The sequence below is a fragment of the Halalkalibacter hemicellulosilyticusJCM 9152 genome (assembly GCF_000513115.1).
Classification (GTDB): domain Bacteria; phylum Bacillota; class Bacilli; order Bacillales; family Bacillaceae_D; genus Halalkalibacter; species Halalkalibacter hemicellulosilyticus.
The window spans coordinates 206,274-228,555 of sequence record NZ_BAUU01000001.1; the positions used below are offsets into that span (position 1 = coordinate 206,274).

Genomic DNA, 22,282 nt, shown 5'->3' on the forward strand with positions numbered 1-22,282 from the left:
AATGAAGAGGTGAGTAAGAATGATTCATGTGTTATTTGTTTGCTTAGGCAATATTTGTCGTTCACCAATGGCGGAAGCTGTATTTCGCCATTTAGTTGAGCAAGAAGGTTTAAGTGACCAAATTAGTATTGATTCTGCAGGTACAGGGTCGTGGCATGTTGGGAAACGACCACACAAAGGGACATTAGCCAAATTAGCAGAATATAAGATTTCTTCTGAAGGTATGAAAGCCAGACAATTGCAAAAAGAAGATGCAATAGCATTTGATTATATTGTCGCAATGGATGAAAGCAATCTGGCAAATATGAAGCCAGTGATAGGCGAGCCAGAGGGTGTGACGGTTATTCGGTTACTCGATTTGACAGAGCATAAGAAGGATGTGCCAGATTCCTATTACACAAATGATTTTCAGGAGACGTATAATCTCGTGTTAGATGGATGTCAAGCACTATTGAAGGAAATCAAAAAGACCATTTAAAGTGAAGAACCAGCCATTGAGAAAGGAACTCCTTTTCAATGGCTGGTTTTTTATGTTATAGAAGATAAAGTGCTATAGTGGTTTTTCTTCTATAATTAGAATTTATAACTGGATTCCAATTTCTAATCTCTTCGAAGGACAGTGAAAGGAGGGTCATAGATAGATCGTGTGATGTATGTGGTTCCTTCTATGCCTCTATTTCTTGTGTTTTAATGCAATAGCGGCAGGGGGATTCCTTTTCTACCTTATGCTACGTTATTTTCTCTAATTAGGGGCAGGAGGATTCTCTATTGGCGTGCGCTCTGTCACGCTCCGAAAGATGAAAGAGCGGAGTACAACGCCGAGGCAAGTGACCTCGTTTGACATGTGATCCTCGTTCCCCTATTCACTCTGTATGTCCCTTTTTACTGTCGTTACGGTCTCCTCATTCCTCTATATTGGATTTTATTCCACCTTTTGTACTTGTTTAGCTCAAATAGCGGAATAAGGAGTCCTTTTTCTTCTCAGGAAGCCGGATTTCCTAATTTAGGGGCAGGAGGATTCCCTTTGTTTTTGTGCGTTCCTGATGCTCTCTCCAGTGGACAGAGATAAGGAAGGTTAGGTCGAATCGCTACACTCACTGTCATAAAAAGTAAAAGCGTTGTTACGGCTCCGCGCAAAAAAATAAGAAAAGACCCTATCGCGTGTTTCTTATTGTTTTGTTTGGGATTTAGATAAAATTTGTAAAAAGCTTGCTGTTTAAGTAAATTCGCTAGTGCCATCGGGCCCATATGTGAAAGAATAACACGTTTATCCAACCTGAAAACTTTTCTACCAACTACACAGCTTCTCTTACAACTTTTTCTTTTCAGCTAACAATTGTTGAAATTCTTCTTCTAACTGTTCAGAAGGGTTTATACTTAGTAAGCTTAAGATCTCTGTTATACGTGTTTCAATGATTAATTTCCGATCATCGCTGTTTTGTACAGGTCTTTCTTTGTGAGCTTGATATTCCTCATACGTTCCGGCAAAGACATGAAGCTGTTTCTGGTTAATCTCAATCACTTTTGTAGCAACGCTCTGAATAAATTGGCGGTCATGAGAAACGAATAGAACGGTTCCTTCATATTCTTGTAATAGAGCTTCTAATGCTTTAACGGCTTCGATATCAAGAAATGTAGTCGGTTCATCTAAAATCAACGTATTGCAATGACTGACAAATAACTTAGCAAGGGCTACTTTGACTCGTTCACCTCCACTTAATACATGAACAGGCTTATGAACGTCCTGTCCTGGAAAGTGAAGTCTTGCTAAAACGGTTCGAATGAGTGTTTCACTCTGTTTTGAGGTTTCCTTCACGTTCATTAAAATACTTTGCTTTGTTTGTAGAAGGGAAAGATGCTGGCTTAAATAACCGACGATTACAGCTGGTGAAATGGATACTTCTTTATTTGGTGAAATCAACTGATTAAGTAAGGTTGTTTTACCACTTCCATTTTTCCCGATGATCGCTACTTTCTCTCCACCGTAAACAAAGAACGATTGCTTGCTCCATAAAGGACGGTTATTAATTTGTCCTTCTAGCTGTTCAACTCGAATGATCATCCGCCCGTGGAAGGCTTCTTGGTTTGGTATTTCCATTTTTAGTTCGGTCACATCTTTAGGTTTTTCAATTTCTTCAATCTTTTCTAACCGTGTTTTAAGAGCTTTAGCCGTTTGCTGAAGCTTTTTTTGTTTTTTGGCGAAATACGGTTTTGCACCGGTTATTTTGGCCTCTGACGGACTGACATTTTTTGGCTTCTTCGTCGCTTTTGCAGCACGCTTTTCTTTGGCTGCGATGGCACGTTCAAGCTTATTCTTTTCTTTCATATACTTATCGTATTCCTCGTAATGATGAGATTTATGATGCTCCTTTTGTTCGATATATGACGAATAGTTTCCGTTATACATGTTAAGAGTAGTATCTTCAATTTCCCATATGGTCGTACATAATTGATCGAGGAACGCACGATCATGGGAAACGATGACAAACGCTCCTGCCCAATTTCGTAGCTTCTGCTCAAGCCATTCAATATGTTCTCTGTCTAAGTGAGTAGTTGGTTCATCTGCCAAAAGAATAGTTGGCGCTTCTTGTATGGCTTGTTGAATATAGGTTTGAGTCATTTCTCCACCACTTTTACCATCAACCATGTCTTTAAGCTGAGGAAGAAGAAACGTTGTAACGTCAGAGTTAACGGTTCCTTTAGTAGGCATCTGTTTATGAGCAAGAATGTGTAGCAAGGTTGATTTCCCACTGCCATTCTTTCCGATTAATCCAATTCGATCCTGTTGATGAATCGCTAATTTCCCTACCTTTAACAACGTATTTCCTTGTACTTCAATGACGATTTGATGTCCTTCAAGTAATAGCATATTTATTCAGCTCCTGAGGGCACCGAAAAAAGTTAAAAACCAAACTTTTTCAGTGCCGTTTCTTTATGGTAGGAGACATGAAAAAGCCTCCTATCTGACAAGATCAGAATAGGAGGCAAAAAGGTACATGCCGAAAAAAGAAGAAACAGATCCATTTAGAGGCCTGTTTTCATTCTAATCCTATTCTGAATCAAAGAATTGAAGAGCACGTACTAATGCATTAAAAAAACGATAGTCGTTTTTAATGAAAGTATACGTAAACTCAGCCATTCTACATTCAAAAATAGGATTAGAACTTCATCTATCCGGGTCACCCTTTCTTGTTTAGTCGTTAATTTTCTTATATCTTACAGTGGAGGGATCAATTTGTCAAATTTATTTATTTTTTTGACAAACAATCTGAATCACTAATTTCATATCTTCAACTGCCATAGGGTGGGCGATATGAGTGGCATCATTGTTTACTTTTATATGATTCTCACAATTCAAGTGAATGGAACATAGAATATGTAAACAGCCATTCATCCAGATTAGAAAATTGCCTAATATTCAAAAAATGAGGAGCCTTCTTGTCTACTAAATAAAAGAGTTTGACAGTTTCAATTTTAGTCTGTTATCATTCATAGGGGAAAATTGAATACCTCGTTAGGTGAGGCTCCTGTGCTGGAGATATGCTGCTGCCCAAAAATGTCCAAAGACGCCAATGGGTCAACAGGAATCATCGACATAAGGTGATTTTTAATGTAGCTGGAATTCTAATTCCTATGCCGCACAGTGCTAAAGCTCTACGAATGGAGGAAGAGTGAAATAGTTGGATGTAACAATATACCGCTATAGGTATTTGTTTGTTCATTATTTTGACGTTGTTAGCACCTTCATTCGTGAAGGTGCTTTTTGATGTTTTACACATTATAAGTTCAATATAGGTACATGGAAATGGAGGTGATGTGGAATGGATCTGAGTCCCGAACCAGAATCGAGTGAGAGTTGTTCAATGAAAGACAATAGAAATATGGAGGGGTTCATTCCACATAGCCTAATTAGGAATCCCCTCTATAAAGAGGAGGTAGACGATGGTACGATTAGATTCAACAAACCGTGCGCAATATGAGAAAGAGATATTAGATTTACTTGAAAATGAAGAATTGACCTTGTTTCGAGAGCGTTTTTTAGAATTACACCGAACGGATCAAGTTGAAATTTTTCTAAAACTAGACCAATTCAATCGTCAACGGGTATACGCGTACTTGTCACCGGCTGACTTTGGTGAAATTTTTGAAGGTCTTGAGTTTGACATTCAAGAGGAGATCGCTTCAGAATTGGATGAACGCTATTTCACATCAATGTTTGATAAGATGTTTGCTGATGATGTGGCAATGTTCTTATCTCGGTTAGATGATGTAGAAGCGAACGCTATTTTAGAGCAGATGGAAGCGGAGGAAGCTCAAGAGGTACGTGAACTTCTTTCATATACCCCGAAGACAGCCGGGGCAGTTATGACGAAGGAGTTTATTAGTATATCATCAATGGATGTGGCAGCTACTGTTATTGAAAAGCTACGTGAACAAGGTCCTGATGCTGAAACGATTTATTATTTATATGTCGTTGATAAGTTAGGTAAGTTAGTAGGGGTGTTGTCGCTACGAGATTTGATTACCGCTCCAGCCAATGAAAAGGTTGAGGCTGTGATGAGTACAAGGGTTGTTTCTGTACCTGTCGAAATGGGACAGGAAGAAGTGGCAAAAATGATTAAGAAATATGATTTTCTAGCTGCCCCAGTTGTTTCTTCTCAGGGGCGTTTGCTAGGGATTGTTACCGTTGACGATGTCATGGATATTCTTGAGGAAGAGGCTACGGAGGATTTAGGTGAAATTTCGGCAGCTAAAGGGGCAACGGATGTTAATGTAAGTGCGATAACAGCCGCGAAAAAACGTTCTCCATGGATCATTATGTTAATGTTCTTTGGATTGATTACAGCGGAAGTGATTGGACAGTTTGAGGATACGTTAGAGAAGATTGTGCTGTTAGCGGCATTTATTCCATTAATTATGGACTCGGCTGGTAATACAGGGACACAATCATTAGCAGTTGCTGTTCGAGGGCTTGCGCTAGGAACGATAAAAAAAGGAACAATTGCTAAAATGATAAGGCGAGAGTTTGGAACTGGAATCATGTTGGGGCTAATCTGTATGCTTGTACTTAGTATTACTGTCACCATTATGCATCAGCATTTGGTGTTGGCACTCATTGTCGGTTTTTCGATCTTTTGTACGCTAAGTATTGCGACCGTTATCGGATCCACTGTTCCGCTTATTATCAATAAGTTAAAGCTAGATCCAGCTATCGCTTCAGGACCATTTATTACAACAGTTAATGATATTCTAGGTCTACTTATTTACTTTTCAATCGCTACAGCTTTACTACAATATTTATAAGAAACACGTGATAGCGTCTTTTCATTAAAGTACATGTGGAGTCGTCATTCTCCTTGTATAATCAAAATTTATTAATCGGCTCTAAAATTTTATCTATCCGATGGACAGCGAAAAGTCATAGATAGGTCATGTGCTGTATGTGGTTCCTCATTCCTTTATTCGACATTTCGGCTGTAATAGTGGCAAGGGATTCCTTATTGACATGCGCTTTTTCATGCTTTGAGAGATCAAATCGTGCAACGTGTGTTCCTCGTTCCTCTATTCACTCTGTATTACACTTTTTATTGCCGTTGCGGTCTCCTCATTCCTCTATTTCGGGTTTTATTCCTTTTTTGGTTCTTGTTTAGCTCAAATAGCGGAATGAGGATTCCGTTTTATTCTCAAGAAGCGGGTTTTCCAAGATTAGCGGAATGAGGATTCCCTTTGTGTTTGTGTGCTCCTGGTGTTTTCTCCAGTGGGCAGAGGAAAGAAGGTGTAGGTCGAATCGTTGCCATCACATCCATAAAAGAAAAATGATTATCACTTCTTCCCGCGATGCTCTTCAAAAAAGGCGATATCGCTTTTTTCTTAAGTTTGCCAATACCCACTATGCTTTTCCCACATTTAGTGTGGTGACTTTCCATAGCGCGATGGGTCCCTTATTCTTCGGTTAAAAGGGGTAACGTTAGCAGAAGGAGAGCATGTTTGTTTTCAGTTTGCTTTACAGTCATTCTTCCGTTAATGCTCGCTACACGGTCGGCCATTGCTGTTAAACCAAATCCAAATTGAATTTTCTCTGGGCATGTACCGTTATCCTCTAAACGAAATGTAATGGTATCAGAGTCAATCGTTAGTTGAAAATTAAAAATGGTACTTTGACCATGACGAATTCCGTTTGTTATGCCTTCCTGTAAGGCGCGATAGATGGTTCGTTCTTGTTCAGGTGTTAAATGTGGCATCGGATCAATGTGAACGTCAATATGAACGCCAGCATTCTTTTTTGTTTCTTTAATAAGGTTTTGTAAGCTTTGCTCAAAGTCAATAAAGGATTTACGCACATGTAGGGTGTGAATAGCGCGTCTAACATCATCTAAGCTTATTTTAATATGATTGTGTACATGATCGAGCTGCTTGAACGCATCATCATGATGATGATATTGAAAAAGCTGCTTGCTTTTTTCGAGACCGACTGACGCTGTCACAAGAGTATGTCCAATTGTATCGTGCATTTCCCTAGATAAACGCATTCTTTCCTCAACTAACGCATTCTCTTCTAACTTAATCGCACTTTCTTTTAACTTTTCATAAGATTGCTTTAATTCATTTCTTTGGAGTAGAGCTGTTCTAGAAATATAACTAAATCCCCAAAAAAGTCCGTATTCTAAAGATCGAGGGATCACAAAGCTAATTTCATAAAAAGGTGGAAACTGATAATGGATGGTCACTCCTGCTACGAAACCAAAGTAACAGATCAGTGAGAAAGGGATACTAAATGTTCGTTTAGATGAAAAGGCAGCTTCTGACAATAAAACAAAGAAAAAGATTTGCGGGAGGAACGTACCGTCTATGCTTTGTATGAAGAAAGCAAGAGCCCATTGGATAGCAACTAATGTTAGGTTTTTAAACGATATATAAGAGAATCGAAGCAAAGAATATCGAATATAATGAATCAGGATAAATCCAAAACAGAGGGTACTTAGTAACATGATAGAGTCTTGGTTATCCATCAATAAGCCAAATGTTGAAAAAGTAAGTGCGGTGTATAACACAATGCTGACGATTTTAGCTTGCTTTTGAGACATAATCGACATCCTTTTATAGTTAAGTATAGTGAACATCCTTTATTGTAGAATGTTCCTACTAAAGTGACAAGAGAAAAGTCAGAATATAAAGAATATCTACAAAAAAGCAAAAATATGATAAACTATGCCTACGCCTTAGTAACTAATAGTTATCATTGACATCAAAGTAGGGGGTAGTAAGTAAGTGAAGAAGTTACGATCAATCAAGGTTAAAATGTTTTTGTTTATGAGTTTATTATTATTGATTCCTCTTCTAATAGTAGGAATCCTTTCTTATCAAAAAACGAATGTATTAGAGCGTGCTGTTATTGAAAAGGATGATTTGGAAGAGGTGAATTCTGAATTTTCGGACATATTCAAAGAGTATGAGAGTTTATTAACCGATATTTCAAATATGGAAGAAATGCAGGTGCCTACAATAGAAGTCGATAGTGAGAATGAAGGGCACCATGCTAATTTACCTAATAGCAATGATCCAAGTAAAACGATATTTTACGAGCAACTTTTATCCGAAATTTCATTAGAGCATCCATTTTTAATTAATTTGTATGTTGGAACGGAATTAGGTGAAATGTATTTGGATAATATTCCATCTGAGGATGTCGATTTAAGTCAGTATGATCCTAGGGAAAGAGATTGGTATATAGACGCGATAGTGAATAGTGGGTCTATTATTTGGACTGAGCCATATATTGATACAGCAAGTGGCCAGTCTACGATTACGCTTGCTAATACAATTCGTGATTCTTCAGGTACAGTTATTGGCGTAGCGGGGATGGATTTTGATATGTCGCAGCTAGCAACGATGATTAGACATGATATCTTACGCTCAACTATTATAACGACTGTTGTAGCTATTATGATTGGACTAGCATGCATGGTTTTCTTTTTAAACCGTTTTGTTAGTACGATTACCCGTGTGAATGAACAAATGGGGAAAATTGCAGAGGGAGATTTGACTGGAGAGAAGCTAGCCTCCAACGGAAATGATGAATTAGCGGAGCTATCCCAATCTGTTAACAATATGCAATCTGACCTCACATTAATTGTTGATGGTGTAAAAGGTGCAACCAATCATGTTGATACACAAAGCAAACAACTTACACAATTTGCGGTAGAAGTAAAAGAAGGTAGTGAGCAGATCGCAGCGACAATTGAAGAATTATCAAGCGGAGTCGAACGTCAAGCGAGTAGTGCTACAGATGTCGTAGAAAGAATGAGTCAATTTAATCAAGATATTCATGAAGCGACGAAAGATGGGGAAGAAGTTACTCATCACTCTCATATTGTTCGAAAACTGACGGAAGAAGGAAGTCTGTATATGTCACGTACAGTTGAACAAATGAAACAAATTGATCGTGTTGTAAGTGATGCTGTTAAAAAGGTTAGAGGGTTGGATGAGAAATCTCAGGAAATATCAACATTGGTTCAAGTTATAAAAGATGTGTCTGAGCAAACAAATTTATTAGCTTTGAATGCGGCAATTGAGGCTGCACGTGCAGGTGAGCAAGGGAAAGGCTTTGCGGTTGTAGCAGATGAAGTTCGTAAGTTGGCTGAACAAGTAACTGGTTCAGTTGAGGATATAACGTCTATTGTTAGTACTGTACAACTTGAATCAAACGATGTTGCTCGTGCTTTAGAAGATGGTTATCAAACCGTGAATGAAGGAACAACGGAAATAGAGCGGACGAATGGGACATTTAAGCAAATGAATGAATCGATTACTCAAATGGTTGCGAAAATGGAAGCAATAGCGGAGAAGCTGCACCTATTAACGGAGAATAGCAATGAAGTTGGAACATTTATTGAAGATATTGCAGCTATCTCTGAACAATCAGCCGCTGGAATTGAAGAAGTATCAGCATCGGCAGAACAATCAAGTGGGGCAATGGAAGAAGTAACAAGAAGTGCTGATGAGTTAGCGAAATTAGCAAATGATTTAAAAGAGCAAATGAATCGATTCAAATTATAAAAAATAAGTAATGAATGTAGGCTTAAACTTAAGCACCTGTAAGAGAATATAGTTTTCATCTATGATAAAATGAATGTAAAGTAGATGAAAAAAGGTGAAGTAACATGCACTTTTCGTCATAAGATACATGGATAGCTATTCTCTTTTTAGTGACAATTATTATTTGTCTCGTCCCTCCTTTGATTGAGTTTAATGTCATTATGATTATGATTTTATATCCGATTGCATTGGTTGTTCATTTGGCTTTGGACTACGACTGTTTATACGATTAAGGATGAGTATCTTTTCATTAAATATGGTCCGTTCTTAAAAAAATTAAAATTAAAGATATTCAGTCTTTGCAAAAGTCGAACTCTTTACATTCAGCTCCGGCATTATCGATGGATCGAATTGAGATGGTTACAATAATTATGATTTTGTATACGTATTTCCACAAAGGCAGGGTGAGTTTGTTGAACGATTATTAGAAGTGAATGCTAATGTGAATATAGACCATATATTAAAAGAGAGAGAGAGTGGAATCGAGGAAAGGATGAGACGATGGATTTAAAGAAAGCGATTGAAACAAGAAGAAGTATTGGAATTGTTAAGCAGGATCCTGTACCACAGAAATTAATTGAAGAGGCGCTAGATGCGGCGACATATGCACCGAATCACTATCGGACCGAACCGTGGCGTTTCTTTGTTCTAGAAGGGGATGCAAGGAAGCGTTTCGGTGATGTACTTGCTAAAATTGCCCAATCAGAAATGAAAGAACCGTTATCAGCAACCGATCAGCTGAAGCTTGAAAGAGAAAAAGAAAAGCCCTTAAGAGCTCCTATAATTATTGCAGTTGCTGTAGAACCTTCTGATAAAAAGAATGTGATTGTTCAAGAAGAATATGCTGCTGTCGATGCTGCTGTACAAAATATGCTACTTACTCTTCATTCAGCCGGTCTTGGTGCGGTTTGGCGTACGGGCCCAGTTTGTTATCATGATAAGGTGAAGTCTTTCTTCCGCTTAAGTGAAAAGGGTGATATGATCGGGTTTATTTATGTAGGATATCCAGCTATGGAGCCGAAGGAGAAGCCAAAATGTGATTATAAGAAATATACAGAATGGCTGTCGTAAGGTAAGCCCCAATGAACAAAGTTTGTGAAGGGCACTGAAAAAGTTGACACTTTTTCAGTGCCCTTCCAGCTGTTGCCGCGAGCATCCCGCAGAAGCTAGTATATAGAAGTCATCCATTCAACAATACTTTTATTTTCCTTGTATTTTAAATCTTCAACATTGTGGTGACCGATAATTTCTCCAGCTTTAATGGCAATGACCTCATCAAGAATCGTTTCAATTTCTTTGATTTCATGAGTAGTTATAATAACAATTTGTTTGTCTAAGTCAATATAAGAAATTAAACCTTTTACTATTGAATCACGCACCATCGGATCAAGGCCAGAAAGGGGTTCATCCATTAAAATAATTGGGACTTCACGAGCTAATGTTAAAACAATTTTTAGACGACCACGGTTTCCTTTTGATAAATGCTTCAATTTAGCTTGGCGGTCCAAATTCATAAAATGACGAATTTTCTCTGCCTTTTCTCGATTAAAGTCAGAAAACTGCGTGGCATAAAAATCAATGGTTTGCCCAACGTTATAAAAGCCATAATATTCATCAAGCTCAGACAAGTAGGACACATATTTCGCGATGCGGTGGTTAGCTCGTTGCCCGTGAACAAATACGTTTCCTTTTGTCGGTTGATTAAGACCTGCAATGAGCTTAAGTGTTGTTGACTTCCCACTGCCATTTTCGCCGATAAGGCCAATGATTTTTCCTTGCTTTAATTCCAAGTCGATATTTTTTAATGCTGTTTTCGATAAGAATTTTTTTGTAACACGATCAAATTTAATCATTTCGTATTCCCCCGTCTAGTTCAGCTAAAAATGCATGCAAGCCATTTTCGATCTCAGCGTTTGTATAGCCCATCTCCTGCATTCCTTTTACAAATGCAGAAATTTCCTCTAGCTTCAAGCGTTCTCGCATTTCATGTAAAATCGTTTCATTTTCCGTTACAAATGTACCTTGACCTCGTCTCGTCTCCACAATTTTCAACCCCTCTAACTCTCGATACGTTCGTTGTACCGTATTTGGATTTACATTCGATTGAATGGCTGTTTCTCTAACAGAAGGTAGTTTATCCCCTGGTTGTATATCTCCTCGTAAAATTTGACGGTTGATTCGGTCTGCTAACTGGCTATAAATAGGCTTAGATGATTCAAATTCAGTTGTCATTGTTTACACCTCGACTTTGCGTTCTAGCAACCAACAGGCTAGTAAGAAGATAGCGATGCTAACGATCGTTTCAAATAGGTAGCTACCGATAAATAACGTAAAAGGAGAGCCTTCCATACTTAAATCAACTTGATTTTGCGTTAATTCAAAATCTAATCCCGTTACGATTTCTGGAGGGAGAAGGCCCCCCACATTGTTAATGTTTCATAAAAATTAGTCTGTGCGAACCAGCTATAAGCTCGTAAAGTGAGAAAGACGAAAGCAGCGGTACATACAAAACTAAGAAATCCATTTAAACGAGAGCGGATAGCAAAATGCACCATGGCATATAGCAAAAACCAAACAGCAAAGGATAGGGAAAATAAAATAATGTGAACACCACCGAAAAGACTAAGGTCAGTTAGGTTTAATAGTGATAATTGATCGTGAAAGTACTCTGCATATTGTGACGAAATGAGAAACGTGATAAAAACAACGGTTAAGCTTGCACTCATAGAAATGAGACCAGCCGTTACTTTCGCCAGTAAAAGCGAGTAACTAGGAAGAGGATTGTGTAACCATAAGTGCAATTTCTTCCGTTCGTTGTGTAGGCTCACAAATAGATAGTATATAAGGTAGAAAACGTGCATCATAATAGCTGCAGTAGTAAATATCGTTAACCCTTCTGCCCCGACATCAGCCCTAGAGCTGAAGTAAAAGACCATTCCTCCTACAACGAGAAATCCTATTAATAACGAAAAAAATGCTATTGCCCCATTATGGAGCTCTTTTTTTACTAAGTGAAACCAAGCGTTCATAAGTGACGCCTCCTTTTGTGTTAGTGTATTAATTATATAGTACACTAATACAAAGGTGGAGTCAACAAAAATTCTCTGACTTGATGTTTTTTAAAGTGGTTTTGGTTTTTTATATTGAAAAGTTTAATTTAAAACACTGTTAGTTATTCTGACAAAGTTGTAGTTGAACAAATAGGGATGATCTATCATTTAAGAACGTCTATGCACGAAAAAGAGATCAAAAAAGGTGTGGGAGAAGAGGATGAACTTCAACAAAAAGCAGGCATCAGCTTTGATATTTGCTACGGTCGCAATGATTGTTTCATTTACAGTATGGTCGGTATTTTCACCAATTGCGAATATGGTTCAGGAACAATATGGTTTATCAGAAACAGAGAAAAGTTTCCTTATTGTAACACCGATTATTCTAGGGTCGGTTATGCGTATTCCAATTGGAATTGTTGCTGACCGGTTAGGGGCAAGAAAGGTTTATGCTGTTATCATGGCATTTGCGGTTATTCCGTTAATTGCAGCAGGTTTTGCTCAATCTTATGCAGCGCTTCTTTTTTGGGCTTTCTTAATAGGGATGACCGGAACAACCTTTACGATTGCAATCACATATGTAACAAAGTTTTTCCCGAAGGAGCAACAAGGTCTTGCCTTAGGTATTATTGGGATTGGGAATTTAGGAACGGCGATGGCTGCATTATTCATTCCATCTGTTGTCTATCTCGTTGGCATGAGTTGGATGTTTTGGATCTTGGCTGCTGTTCTTAGTTTGATGACCATTATTTTCTGGTTTATGACAGAGGATGCCGATTCAAATCAGAAGTCGCAATCGTTAATGCAATCTCTTTCTGTACTACAATTTAAAGATACGTGGATTTTATCTGCTTATTATTTCTTAACGTTCGGTGGTTTTGTTGCATTTGGCTTTTATTTGCCTACACTGTTTCAAGATATGTATCAGCTTTCACCTGTTGTAGCTGGTTGGTTTGTAGCTGGATTTGTCATCATTGCGACATTAATCCGGCCATTAGGTGGATATTTGGCAGATCGTTTTGGAGCGAATCAAGTGTTGACGTTTCTATTCGTTGGTATTATAACGATGGCTATTATACTAGCTTTCAGTCTTATGAACTTAGTACTCTTTAGTGTAGCTTGTGGAATCATGGCACTATTGCTAGGTTCAGGTAATGGAGCAGTCTTTAAGCTAGTACCTGGCGTTTCTCCGAAGCATACAGGTGCTGTTACGGGTGTGGTTAGTGCGGTTGGAGGAGTTGGAGGCTTTTTTCCTCCGATTGTCATGGGATTTTTTTTGGAAATGACAGGGAGCTATGCGACTGGGTTTTGGTTAATGAGTCTGTTTGCTATAGGCTGTTTACTTGTTCATATTTACCCTATTGCTATAAAGAAGCAAGTGCTTCGCCGTGCTTAAGAATGTATGTCATATCTTATGACATACATACAGGCAAGAAGAAAAGTACGTGCGATAATAAAAAGTAACATGAATAATAGCTGGAGGTTTGTTATGAAAACTCAAAAGCTTGTCATCATAGGAAATGGAATGGCTGGCGTACGTTGTGCCGAAGAAATATTGAAATATGCAGCAAGTGCATTTGATATAACGATTATAGGTAGTGAGCCACACGGAAATTACAATCGAATTATGCTTTCTTCTGTTCTTCAAGGTGGAACGAACATGAAAGATATTATGATAAATGATATCGATTGGTATAAGGAAAATGGTATTACATTGTATGTGGGAGAAACGGTAAAACGGTTGAATCGCCAAGGAAAAACAGTAGAAACAGATAGTGGGCGAAAAGTTCTGTACGATAAAGTAGTTATCGCGACAGGGTCATCGCCATTTATGATTCCTCTACCGGGTATTGATTTGGAAGGTGTTATGGCATTTCGAACGGTTGAAGATTGTGAAAAAATGGTGTCGTCTGCAAAATCATATAAAAAAGCAACGGTCATTGGTGGTGGATTATTAGGTTTAGAAGCAGCAAAAGGACTTTTACATTTAGGGATGGAAGTGGATGTTGTCCATTTAGGTCCTTATTTAATGGAGCGCCAGCTTGATGAAAAGGCTGCGAAACTATTGCAAGAAGAGTTAGAGCACCAAGGGATGAATTTTTTACTTGAAAAGCAGTCTGAGAGATTACTAGGCCGTAAACGAGTGAAGGGAATTGAATTCAAAGATGGTTCATCTGTTAGAACAGACCTTGTTGTTATGGCGGTTGGGGTAAGACCTAATATCACTCTAGCGAAAGAGTCTGGATTAGAAATGAATCGCGCTATTATCGTGAATGACTATATGCAAACGAGTGATCCAGACATCTATGCGGTCGGTGAATGTGTTGAGCACCGGGGCTTCGTATATGGACTTGTAAAGCCTTTATACGAGCAAGGAGTTGTGTTGGCGAAGCATTTATGTGAACAACCAACACGTGGCTATCAAGGAACGATATTGTCTACACAATTGAAAATATCTGGCGTCGACGTTTTCTCTGTCGGGCAGTTTCATGATAGTGATGATACGGAAAGTATCATGATGTTAGATGAGACCGAGTCTATATACAAAAAGGTTGTATTCCAGGATGATTGTGCAGTTGGTGCTGTGTTGTACGGTGATACAAAAGAGGGCACGCAATTAATGGAAATGATTGCAAAAGGTGAAAAGCGTGAAATGGTGAAAGAGATTCTAATGAATGCGCACCCTCAGACGGAAGATCACCTAGCTGAAATGCCTATGTCGCAAACGATTTGTAATTGTAATAATGTTTCGAAAGGGACTATCATTGAAGCTGTTCAAAAGCACGACTGTTCTACAGTTGACGAGATAAAGGCCTGTACAAAGGCATCTGGCTCTTGTGGTGGATGTAAGCCAATGGTAGCTGAGATGCTATCGTATATTCAAAGTGATCAATTTAATGAAACGATTGTTGAAGAACCTTTCTGTGCGTGTACGTCGTTAACAGAAAATGAGGTAGTCGATCATATTGTGCATGAACGGTTAACGACAATAGATGAAGTACGTAATAAGCTTAATTGGGTGAGAGATGGTTGTGAAGGATGTATAAAGGCTCTGCGTTATTATTTACGTATGATCTATCAACGCACGGAACTAACGGGAGATTTAGACGAGTTGGTTGGAGTACAAAAGCAGGATGATGGACGTTTCACACTAACATTACCAATAAAAGGAGTACTTTTAACTGGGGAGTACCTCCAAGAGTTAACTTTAATAATGAAAGAGTATAATCAACCGCATTTAGCTGTAACAGAAAATCAGCAGTTAACATTGATCGATGTAGAAGAGACAGATGTTCTATCCGTTATGGATCGATTGAACATAGAACGGAAGTATGCATCGGACTTTTGGATTCATCATGTAAGAACGTCTATAGTAAAACAAAATCTAAAGCAACTATATGTGAATGATATGTATCAATTGGCAGAAGCGCTAGATAGTGTGATTGATCATAGATTTGCACCACAGCATGTTTATATAACAGTTGCTAATGATTTTGACAAGAACTCGACTGTTGAAAAAGGGTTAACTCTTGTTCGTATGAGTCGCGGATGGGAAATGTATATTCATGATACATTAATTTCAATTGTTAATCGAGAAGATGTGAATTCCTATGTGATTGCACTTATTCAATACTATAGAGAGACAGCGAGCTATTTAGAAGAGCTTAACAGCTGGCTTAACCGGATTGGTCTCATTCATATTAGAGAGTTGATTTATGAAGATGATTTGCGCGATCAATTATTAAATGATTTTACACAGTCTACAGAAAATGAATGGGATAAAAGTAATCACGTTATGAATAAATAAATGTGGAACAAGCTTGTAGAAGGATGTGAGACATTTGGCAGAACGATTAGTAAAGTATTCACGTGCTCAACAGAAAGATGTACAGGATGAACATTTCTATGATGCGCAATGCCCTTATTGTAGTATGCAATGTAAAATGAGAGTCATTGAGCAAAAGGGACCGAGCCGCACTCAGTATAAAACGATTGCATTAGATAACCCAACTTCTGAAGGGAGATTATGTGTGAAAGGGATTCATGCTTATCAGCATGCCGTTCACCGTGAACGGGTGAAACAGCCTTTATTCAAAGTAGATGGGCAATTCGTTCCTGTATCATGGGAATTTGCTCTTTCTGTTATAAAAGAGAAATTCACAAATATTCAAGAAAAGTTTGGGACTGATGCTGTCTCGGTATATGGTGGGGGATCCTTAACGAATGAAGTAGCTTATTTGTTAGGTAAATTTGCTCGAGTAGCTTTAAGAACAAAGTATATTGATTATAATGGGCGCTTTTGTATGTCAGCAGCAGCTTCGGCTGCTAATCAAGCATTTGGGATTGATCGAGGATTAACGACTCGATTGGATGAAATTGAACAAACAGATTGTATTATTTTAGCAGGTACGAATATAGCTGAATGCCAGCCGACTATTATGCCCTATTTTGAACGTGCGAAAGAGAATGGTACGAAAATAATTGTTATTGATCCGCGCGTAACAGAAACATCTAAAATGGCAGATTGGCATATTCAATTGAAGCTGGAACAGATGCAGCATTAGCAAATGGTTTATTAAAATTAATCATAGAGCAAGGCTATGCAGACGAAACCTTTTTGTCTGAACGAACGACTGGGTTTGACGAGGTGAAGGATCATGTTCAGTCAATGGATATTGAATCGATATCGACTCTGACAGATGTGTCTGTTGAACAGTTAGAGAAGGTAGCGTTGACTTTTGGTAAAGCAGAACGAGCGATGGTGTTTACTGCTCGAGGTGTCGAACAACAAACGGATGGTTATATGGCTGTTCGCAATTTCCTAAATCTATTGTTGGTTACAGGTAATATAGGGGAACAAGGCTGTGGCTATGGTGCGATAACAGGACAAGGTAATGGACAAGGTGGACGAGAGCATGGGCAGAAGGCAGATCAACTACCAGGTTATCGTTCTATTGAAAATAAGGAGCATCGTCAATATATAGCTGATGTTTGGGGGATTAATGAGGAAGATCTACCACGTAAAGGTGTGTCAGCGTATGAAATGATGGAAAAGGTACATGAGGGTGAGATTAAAGCAATGTTTATTATGGGTTCAAACCCGATTGTTTCTAATCCGAATGCAACGTATGTAAAAGAGGCGTTAGAAAAACTATCATTTATTGTTTCGGTTGATATGTTTATCTCCGAGTCTGGAAAGCTCGCTGATTTGATTTTACCAACGACTTCTTATTTAGAGAATGAAGGTACGATGACTAATGTAGAAGGGCGTGTCATGCTGAGGCCTGCCTCTAAGGAAAAGCTGGAGAAACAAAGCATGATTGGGAAATTCTTTGTGAGATTGCAGGCGTGTTAGGGAAAGAGAAGTATTTTGCCTTTCATTCTGCGGAACAAATATTTGATGAGTTAAGAATGGCAAGTCGGGGTGGAATTGCTGATTACTATGGAATTACGTATGAACGACTTAGAGATGGGGATGGAGTCTTTTGGCCATGTCCAGAGACAGATCATCCGGGAACAGAACGGTTATTCGAAGAGAAGTTCTACCATCAAGATACAAAGGCGAAACTAATGGCAGTTTCAAATACACCTGCACGAAAGAAGGAGTCGACTAGTATCGAATTTCCTTTGCACCTTACTACTGGGCGTGTTGTCGCTCATTATTTAACAGGTGTTCAAACGAGACGGAGCTCATCCTTAGCAGCAAGAGATATTGAATCTCACATTCAAATTCATCCAGAAACGGCAAGAAAGTATGGAATTGAGGAAGGAAGATTAGTGGAAATTCGATCAGAGCGTGGAGAGATTGTTGTTCGTAGTCGTTTCTCTACAGATGTTCGTTTGGACACGGTCTTTGTTCCATTTCATTGGGCTGATTCGCAAAATATTAATGATCTTATTTCGGATGAGTTAGATCCGACCTGTCGTATGCCAGGGTTTAAAATTGCAGCAGTTCGTATATCGATGGTTACTTGATGATTGTATAAATCTCTGAAAAATAAGGAAATTTTCTCAGATTCATTGTTAATTTACGACAAAAATAAGCAAGGGTTTGAACGGAATGAAGGTAAGAAAAGACGTGAAGGCGTCTTTTCTTTTTTCTTGTTAGGATATCTGACACAAACTAACATGTATTTTCAAGATTGCTTTAAACTAATGATTAAGAGAAAGGGGGCGACAGATTTTGCAACAGCGAGGGATCGTTTATTTTGTTGGAGCAGGACCAGGAGATCCAGAGCTGCTCACAATAAAAGGGAGACGTGTATTAAGGGAAGCGGATGTGATTATCTTTGATCGATTAGTAAATCCGATTCTTTTAATGGAAACGAAATCAGATGCTAAATTGGTCTATTGTGGGAAGCAACCTTGTCAGCACCTTCTCAGACAAGAAGATATCCATAAAGAATTACTTATCCATGCTCGTAAAGGGAAAACAGTAGTGCGCTTAAAAGGTGGTGACCCCTCTGTATTTGGAAGAGTCGGAGAAGAAGCAGAGTCTCTTTCCAAGCACGGAATTAGCTTTGAAATCATTCCTGGGATAACTGCAGGAATTGCCGTGCCAGCATATGCGGGAGCAACGATTACACATCGAGAGCATTCGAGGTCATTTGCTGTTGTATCTGGTCATAGTAAAGCGCGTGATGGTCAACCTCAAGTGAATTGGAAGGCATTAGCGAGCGGTGTTGATACCATAGTGTTTTATATGGGGGTCAAACATTTAACATCGATTGTTGAACAATTGCAAGCGCATGGAATGAAGCGAGAAACTTCGGTTCTTATCATTCAATGGGGTACGTATAGCAGACAGCGAACGATTGAAGGGACCTTAACGACGATTGTTCAAGAAGTAAGAGCAGCTAAAGTAACAAATCCCGCCATTATTATGGTTGGTGATGTAGCTACGCTAAGGAGGAAGCTTCAATGGTTTGAAAATCGTCCCTTATCAGGTGTAAGTGTTTTCATCCCAAAAGAAGATCAATCTAATGAATCTCTTACATTGCAAGAATGGAGACGACTTGGAGCAGACATATATAGCAAGCCATTATCGATAAAGAAAAGGCTAACAGTTAGCCAAATGGATACGATATTGGAACTGTCAGCAACGGAGAAACTAACCTTCTTGTCTAGCTCTAGTGTTGTAGCTTTTATTCAGTCGTTACATGATAGAGAGATTGATATGCGACGAATATTAGCTGAATTCTATTGTATGGATGATCAAACAAAAGAGGAGTTAAAAAAAGCAGGCTTCATAGCAAAAAAGGTTCAGCGCTTATCCGAGTTGTATTCGCCAATTGTGGTTGGGAGTGAGAGTGAATTAACTTCTTTAGGCGGATTTAGAGGGAGCGGACAGTTTATTCAAATCGATGAAATGGTAACAGTTCGTGAGAAGCAAATGATGCAAAGAATGATGGAGGAACAGCATGTAAATACGATTATTTTAACAAATAAAAGTCATGCGACAAACTTTTTGAATCTTTTGAAAGAAATACAAATGAGACCATCATTACTAGCGGCAAATTGTACCATTATTTGTGAGGAGCAAGTGGGAGAGACACTTCAATCAATGGGAATAGTGCCAGCTTATATGTATAAAGAGAAAATAGGAAGCGAAGAATTGCTTTTTGCGCGGTCAAAAGTCTCACTTCCTGTAGTAGCAATAGAAAGCTAATTTAATTCAAGATAGGAGCGATTTTTTGTGAGAGAGAAACTCGTATTGATCGGAAATGGTATGGCGGGGATACGAACACTAGAGGAAATCATTAAGAAGGATTCTAATCGCTATGATATGACGGTGTTTGGTGAAGAGCCACATCCTAACTATAATCGTATTTTGCTTTCATCGGTTTTGCAGGGAGATGCGGATGTAAATGATATTGTTTTAAATGATTATGATTGGTACAAGGAAAATGATGTCACTTTACACACCGGAGACCCGATTGTAAAGGTAGATACGAAAAAGCAAGTTGTTTATAGCGAAAAAGGCGTTGAAACCCCTTATGATAAGCTTATTTTTGCGACTGGCTCGAATCCTTTTATGTTACCTCTTCCAGGTGCAGATAAAGAAGGAGTTATTGCGTTCCGTAATATTAAAGACTGTGAAACGATGATTGAAACGTCTAAAAATTATAAGAAGGCAGCGGTTATTGGTGGAGGTCTCCTCGGTTTAGAGGCAGCGCGTGGCTTATTGAATTTAAATATGGAAGTTGATGTTATTCATATTGCTGATACATTAATGGAGCGTCAGCTAGATAATCAAGCTGGAAAAATGCTTCAAGAAGAGCTTGAGAGTCAGGGGATGAACTTTTTACTTAAAGCGCAAACGGAAAAAATTCTTGGGAAAGACCGCGTGACAGGGTTAAAGTTCAAAGATGGTACGAGCATTCAGGCTGATTTAGTTGTGATGGCTGTTGGAATTAAGCCAAACATAGAATTAGCACAAAAAAGCGGTTTGAAAACAGAGCGAGCGATCATGGTTAATGATTATATGGAAACCAATATCGAGAATGTATACGCTGTTGGTGAATGTGCGCAGCATAGAGGAATTGCATATGGTTTAGTAGCTCCTTTGTACGAACAAGGCAAAGTGTTAGCAGAACACTTATGTACAAATGAAGTGAAAAATAAACCAGGCTATCAAGGTTCTATCGTATACACACAGTTAAAGGTATCAGGTGTAAATGTATTTTCAGCGGGGAATTTTCAAGATGGTGAGAATACAAAAGCAATCCGTGTACACGATGAATTTGAAGGGATTTACAAGAAAGTAGTTGTACAGGATAACAAGGTCATTGGTGCTGTCTTATTTGGCGATACTTCAGATTCTCCAAGAATTCTCGATATGATTCGAACAGAGCAAGATATTTCGGGTATGAGTAAAGTGGCCATTTTGCCTTCTGAAAATGGCGGAGGCTCCACGGAAAGTCCAGTAGTTGCTATGGCAGATAGTGAGACCATTTGTGGATGTAATGGTGTTTCTAAAGGAGACATTTGTTCAGCTATTAAAGAACAAGGCTTGTCAACTGTTGAAGAGGTGAAGCAATGTACGAATGCTGGTCGTTCATGTGGTGGGTGTAAGCCGCTTGTTGCTGACCTTATTTCCTTAACGACGGGTGAAGAAGTAGGTGATACGAAGGAACCGATGTGTGGATGTACGGATCATACTCATGAGGAAGTGGTTGCACAAATTCGTGAGTTAGGCTTGTCGCATCCACGTGAAGTAATGAATGTTCTTGGCTGGAAGTCAGATGAGGGATGTTCGAAATGTCGTCCTGCTATTAACTATTATTTGAAGATGGTTGATCCGATTAATAATGCCGATGACCCAACCTCAAGATTTATTAATGAGCGTGCCCATGCCAACATTAATCATAATGGTACATTTACAGTTGTCCCGAGAATGTATGGTGGAGTCACAAACGCTGAGCAATTAAGGAAAATTGCTGATGTTGCTGATAAATATGAAGTGCCGTTGCTTAAAGTAACAGGTGGTCAGCGTATTGATTTAGTCGGTGTTGAAAAAGATAACTTACCAAAAGTGTGGAAAGATCTTGGAATGAAGTCCGGCTCGGCCTATGCCAAAGCACTACGAACAGTAAAAACGTGTGTCGGGTCTCAATTCTGCCGATTTGGTACACAAGATTCAATTGGGCTCGGCCAAGAGTTAGAAAAGAAGTTTGAGTACATTAATACTCCTCATAAAGTTAAAATGGCCGTATCTGCTTGTCCGCGTAACTGCGCAGAGTCAGGAATTAAAGATTTTGGTATAGTTGGTGTAGATGGTGGATGGGAACTGTATGTAGCTGGTAATGGAGGGGTTGACCTTCGTGCAGGAGACTTATTCTGTAAAGTGAAAACGAAGGAAGAAATCATCGATATTATTAGTGCTTTCATGCAATATTACCGTGAAAATGCACGTTACCTAGAACGTACTTCACACTTTGTTGAGCGTGTTGGTTTGGATCATATGAAGAAGGTTATCTTAGAGGATGATGAAGGTCGTCAAGTATTAATTGAGCGTATGGAAGTTGCCCTTTCTCAATTGTCTGACCCTTGGAAGGAAATCGTTGAGCAAGAGGAGAAGCAGTCAGAGTTTAAAACGAGTAATGTTGAAATTGTTCAATAATGGAGGAACCTAA

General features: G+C 38.8%; 15 protein-coding genes, 1 pseudogene and 1 riboswitch. Of the genes and pseudogenes, 10 read left to right on the top strand and 6 right to left on the bottom strand.

The features are described 5' to 3' along the window. Positions 1–19 precede the first annotated feature (19 nt). Entirely contained in the window at positions 20–478 is a 459-nt protein-coding gene (locus JCM9152_RS00920) for a low molecular weight protein-tyrosine-phosphatase (protein WP_035339847.1), read from the top strand. A gap of 831 nt (positions 479–1,309) precedes the next feature. Here JCM9152_RS00920 and JCM9152_RS00930 read toward each other — a convergent pair. Next, positions 1,310–2,869 (bottom strand): Vga family ABC-F type ribosomal protection protein, encoded by a 1,560-nt coding sequence (locus JCM9152_RS00930; protein WP_035339851.1) that lies wholly within the window; start codon positions 2,867–2,869, stop codon positions 1,310–1,312. A 634-nt stretch (positions 2,870–3,503) separates the two neighbouring features. Continuing rightward, a riboswitch (M-box (ykoK) riboswitch) is annotated at positions 3,504–3,673 on the top strand. Positions 3,674–3,942: 269 nt separating this feature from the next. Here JCM9152_RS00930 and mgtE point away from each other — a divergent pair. Beyond that, the gene (gene mgtE, locus JCM9152_RS00935) at positions 3,943–5,304 is read left to right on the top strand and encodes a magnesium transporter (protein ID WP_035339853.1); all 1,362 of its coding nucleotides are present in this window, start codon (positions 3,943–3,945) and stop codon (positions 5,302–5,304) included. A 638-nt stretch (positions 5,305–5,942) separates the two neighbouring features. Here mgtE and JCM9152_RS00945 read toward each other — a convergent pair. Next, positions 5,943–7,085, bottom strand: a complete 1,143-nt coding sequence (locus tag JCM9152_RS00945; RefSeq protein ID WP_035339857.1) for a sensor histidine kinase — start codon at positions 7,083–7,085, stop codon at positions 5,943–5,945. Between the two features lie 184 nt (positions 7,086–7,269). Here JCM9152_RS00945 and JCM9152_RS00950 point away from each other — a divergent pair, with 184 nt between their 5' ends. From JCM9152_RS00950 to JCM9152_RS00955, 3 genes are all read left to right on the top strand, one after another. After that, complete coding sequence (locus tag JCM9152_RS00950) at positions 7,270–9,057, top strand: methyl-accepting chemotaxis protein (protein WP_035339859.1); 1,788 nt, start codon at positions 7,270–7,272, stop codon at positions 9,055–9,057. Between the two features lie 320 nt (positions 9,058–9,377). Next, complete coding sequence (locus tag JCM9152_RS23890) at positions 9,378–9,524, top strand: hypothetical protein (protein ID WP_369384505.1); 147 nt, start codon at positions 9,378–9,380, stop codon at positions 9,522–9,524. A gap of 73 nt (positions 9,525–9,597) precedes the next feature. Further along, a complete protein-coding gene (locus JCM9152_RS00955; protein WP_035339861.1) occupies positions 9,598–10,167 on the top strand; it encodes a nitroreductase family protein in 570 nt (189 codons plus the stop codon). A gap of 95 nt (positions 10,168–10,262) precedes the next feature. Here the strand turns inward: JCM9152_RS00955 and JCM9152_RS00960 are convergent, their stop codons facing one another. The 4 genes from JCM9152_RS00960 to JCM9152_RS00970 are packed head-to-tail and all read right to left on the bottom strand — an operon-like array spanning position 10,263 to position 12,125. Further along, positions 10,263–10,949 (bottom strand): ATP-binding cassette domain-containing protein, encoded by a 687-nt coding sequence (locus JCM9152_RS00960; RefSeq protein ID WP_035339862.1) that lies wholly within the window; start codon positions 10,947–10,949, stop codon positions 10,263–10,265. Then, on the bottom strand, positions 10,942–11,328 hold the full coding sequence (locus JCM9152_RS00965; RefSeq protein ID WP_035339864.1) for a GntR family transcriptional regulator: 387 nt from the start codon (positions 11,326–11,328) through the stop codon (positions 10,942–10,944). The genes JCM9152_RS00960 and JCM9152_RS00965 overlap by 8 nt, the downstream gene beginning before the upstream one ends. A gap of 3 nt (positions 11,329–11,331) precedes the next feature. Continuing rightward, the gene (locus tag JCM9152_RS22240) at positions 11,332–11,520 is read right to left on the bottom strand and encodes a hypothetical protein (protein WP_148296409.1); all 189 of its coding nucleotides are present in this window, start codon (positions 11,518–11,520) and stop codon (positions 11,332–11,334) included. Continuing rightward, positions 11,490–12,125, bottom strand: coding sequence for a hypothetical protein (locus JCM9152_RS00970; RefSeq protein ID WP_035339866.1), 636 nt, complete (start codon positions 12,123–12,125; stop codon positions 11,490–11,492). The genes JCM9152_RS22240 and JCM9152_RS00970 overlap by 31 nt, the downstream gene beginning before the upstream one ends. A gap of 241 nt (positions 12,126–12,366) precedes the next feature. On the opposite strand from JCM9152_RS00970, the gene JCM9152_RS00975 reads away from it, so the two are divergent. The 5 genes and pseudogenes from JCM9152_RS00975 (at position 12,367) to nirB (JCM9152_RS00995) (ending at position 22,269) form a co-directional block, all read left to right on the top strand. Continuing rightward, positions 12,367–13,542 (top strand): MFS transporter, encoded by a 1,176-nt coding sequence (locus JCM9152_RS00975; protein WP_035339868.1) that lies wholly within the window; start codon positions 12,367–12,369, stop codon positions 13,540–13,542. Positions 13,543–13,635: 93 nt separating this feature from the next. After that, positions 13,636–15,954, top strand: a complete 2,319-nt coding sequence (gene nirB / locus JCM9152_RS00980; RefSeq protein ID WP_035339870.1) for a nitrite reductase large subunit NirB — start codon at positions 13,636–13,638, stop codon at positions 15,952–15,954. A 34-nt stretch (positions 15,955–15,988) separates the two neighbouring features. After that, positions 15,989–18,122 (top strand): annotated as a pseudogene (nasC, locus tag JCM9152_RS00985) (assimilatory nitrate reductase catalytic subunit NasC). Between the two features lie 208 nt (positions 18,123–18,330). After that, positions 18,331–19,815 carry a uroporphyrinogen-III C-methyltransferase gene (gene cobA / locus JCM9152_RS00990; protein ID WP_052015436.1) on the top strand — a complete coding sequence of 495 codons (1,485 nt, stop codon included), beginning with the start codon at positions 18,331–18,333 and terminating at the stop codon, positions 19,813–19,815. A 27-nt stretch (positions 19,816–19,842) separates the two neighbouring features. Continuing rightward, positions 19,843–22,269 carry a nitrite reductase large subunit NirB gene (gene nirB / locus JCM9152_RS00995; protein ID WP_035339872.1) on the top strand — a complete coding sequence of 809 codons (2,427 nt, stop codon included), beginning with the start codon at positions 19,843–19,845 and terminating at the stop codon, positions 22,267–22,269. The last annotated feature ends 13 nt before the right edge of the window (positions 22,270–22,282 follow it).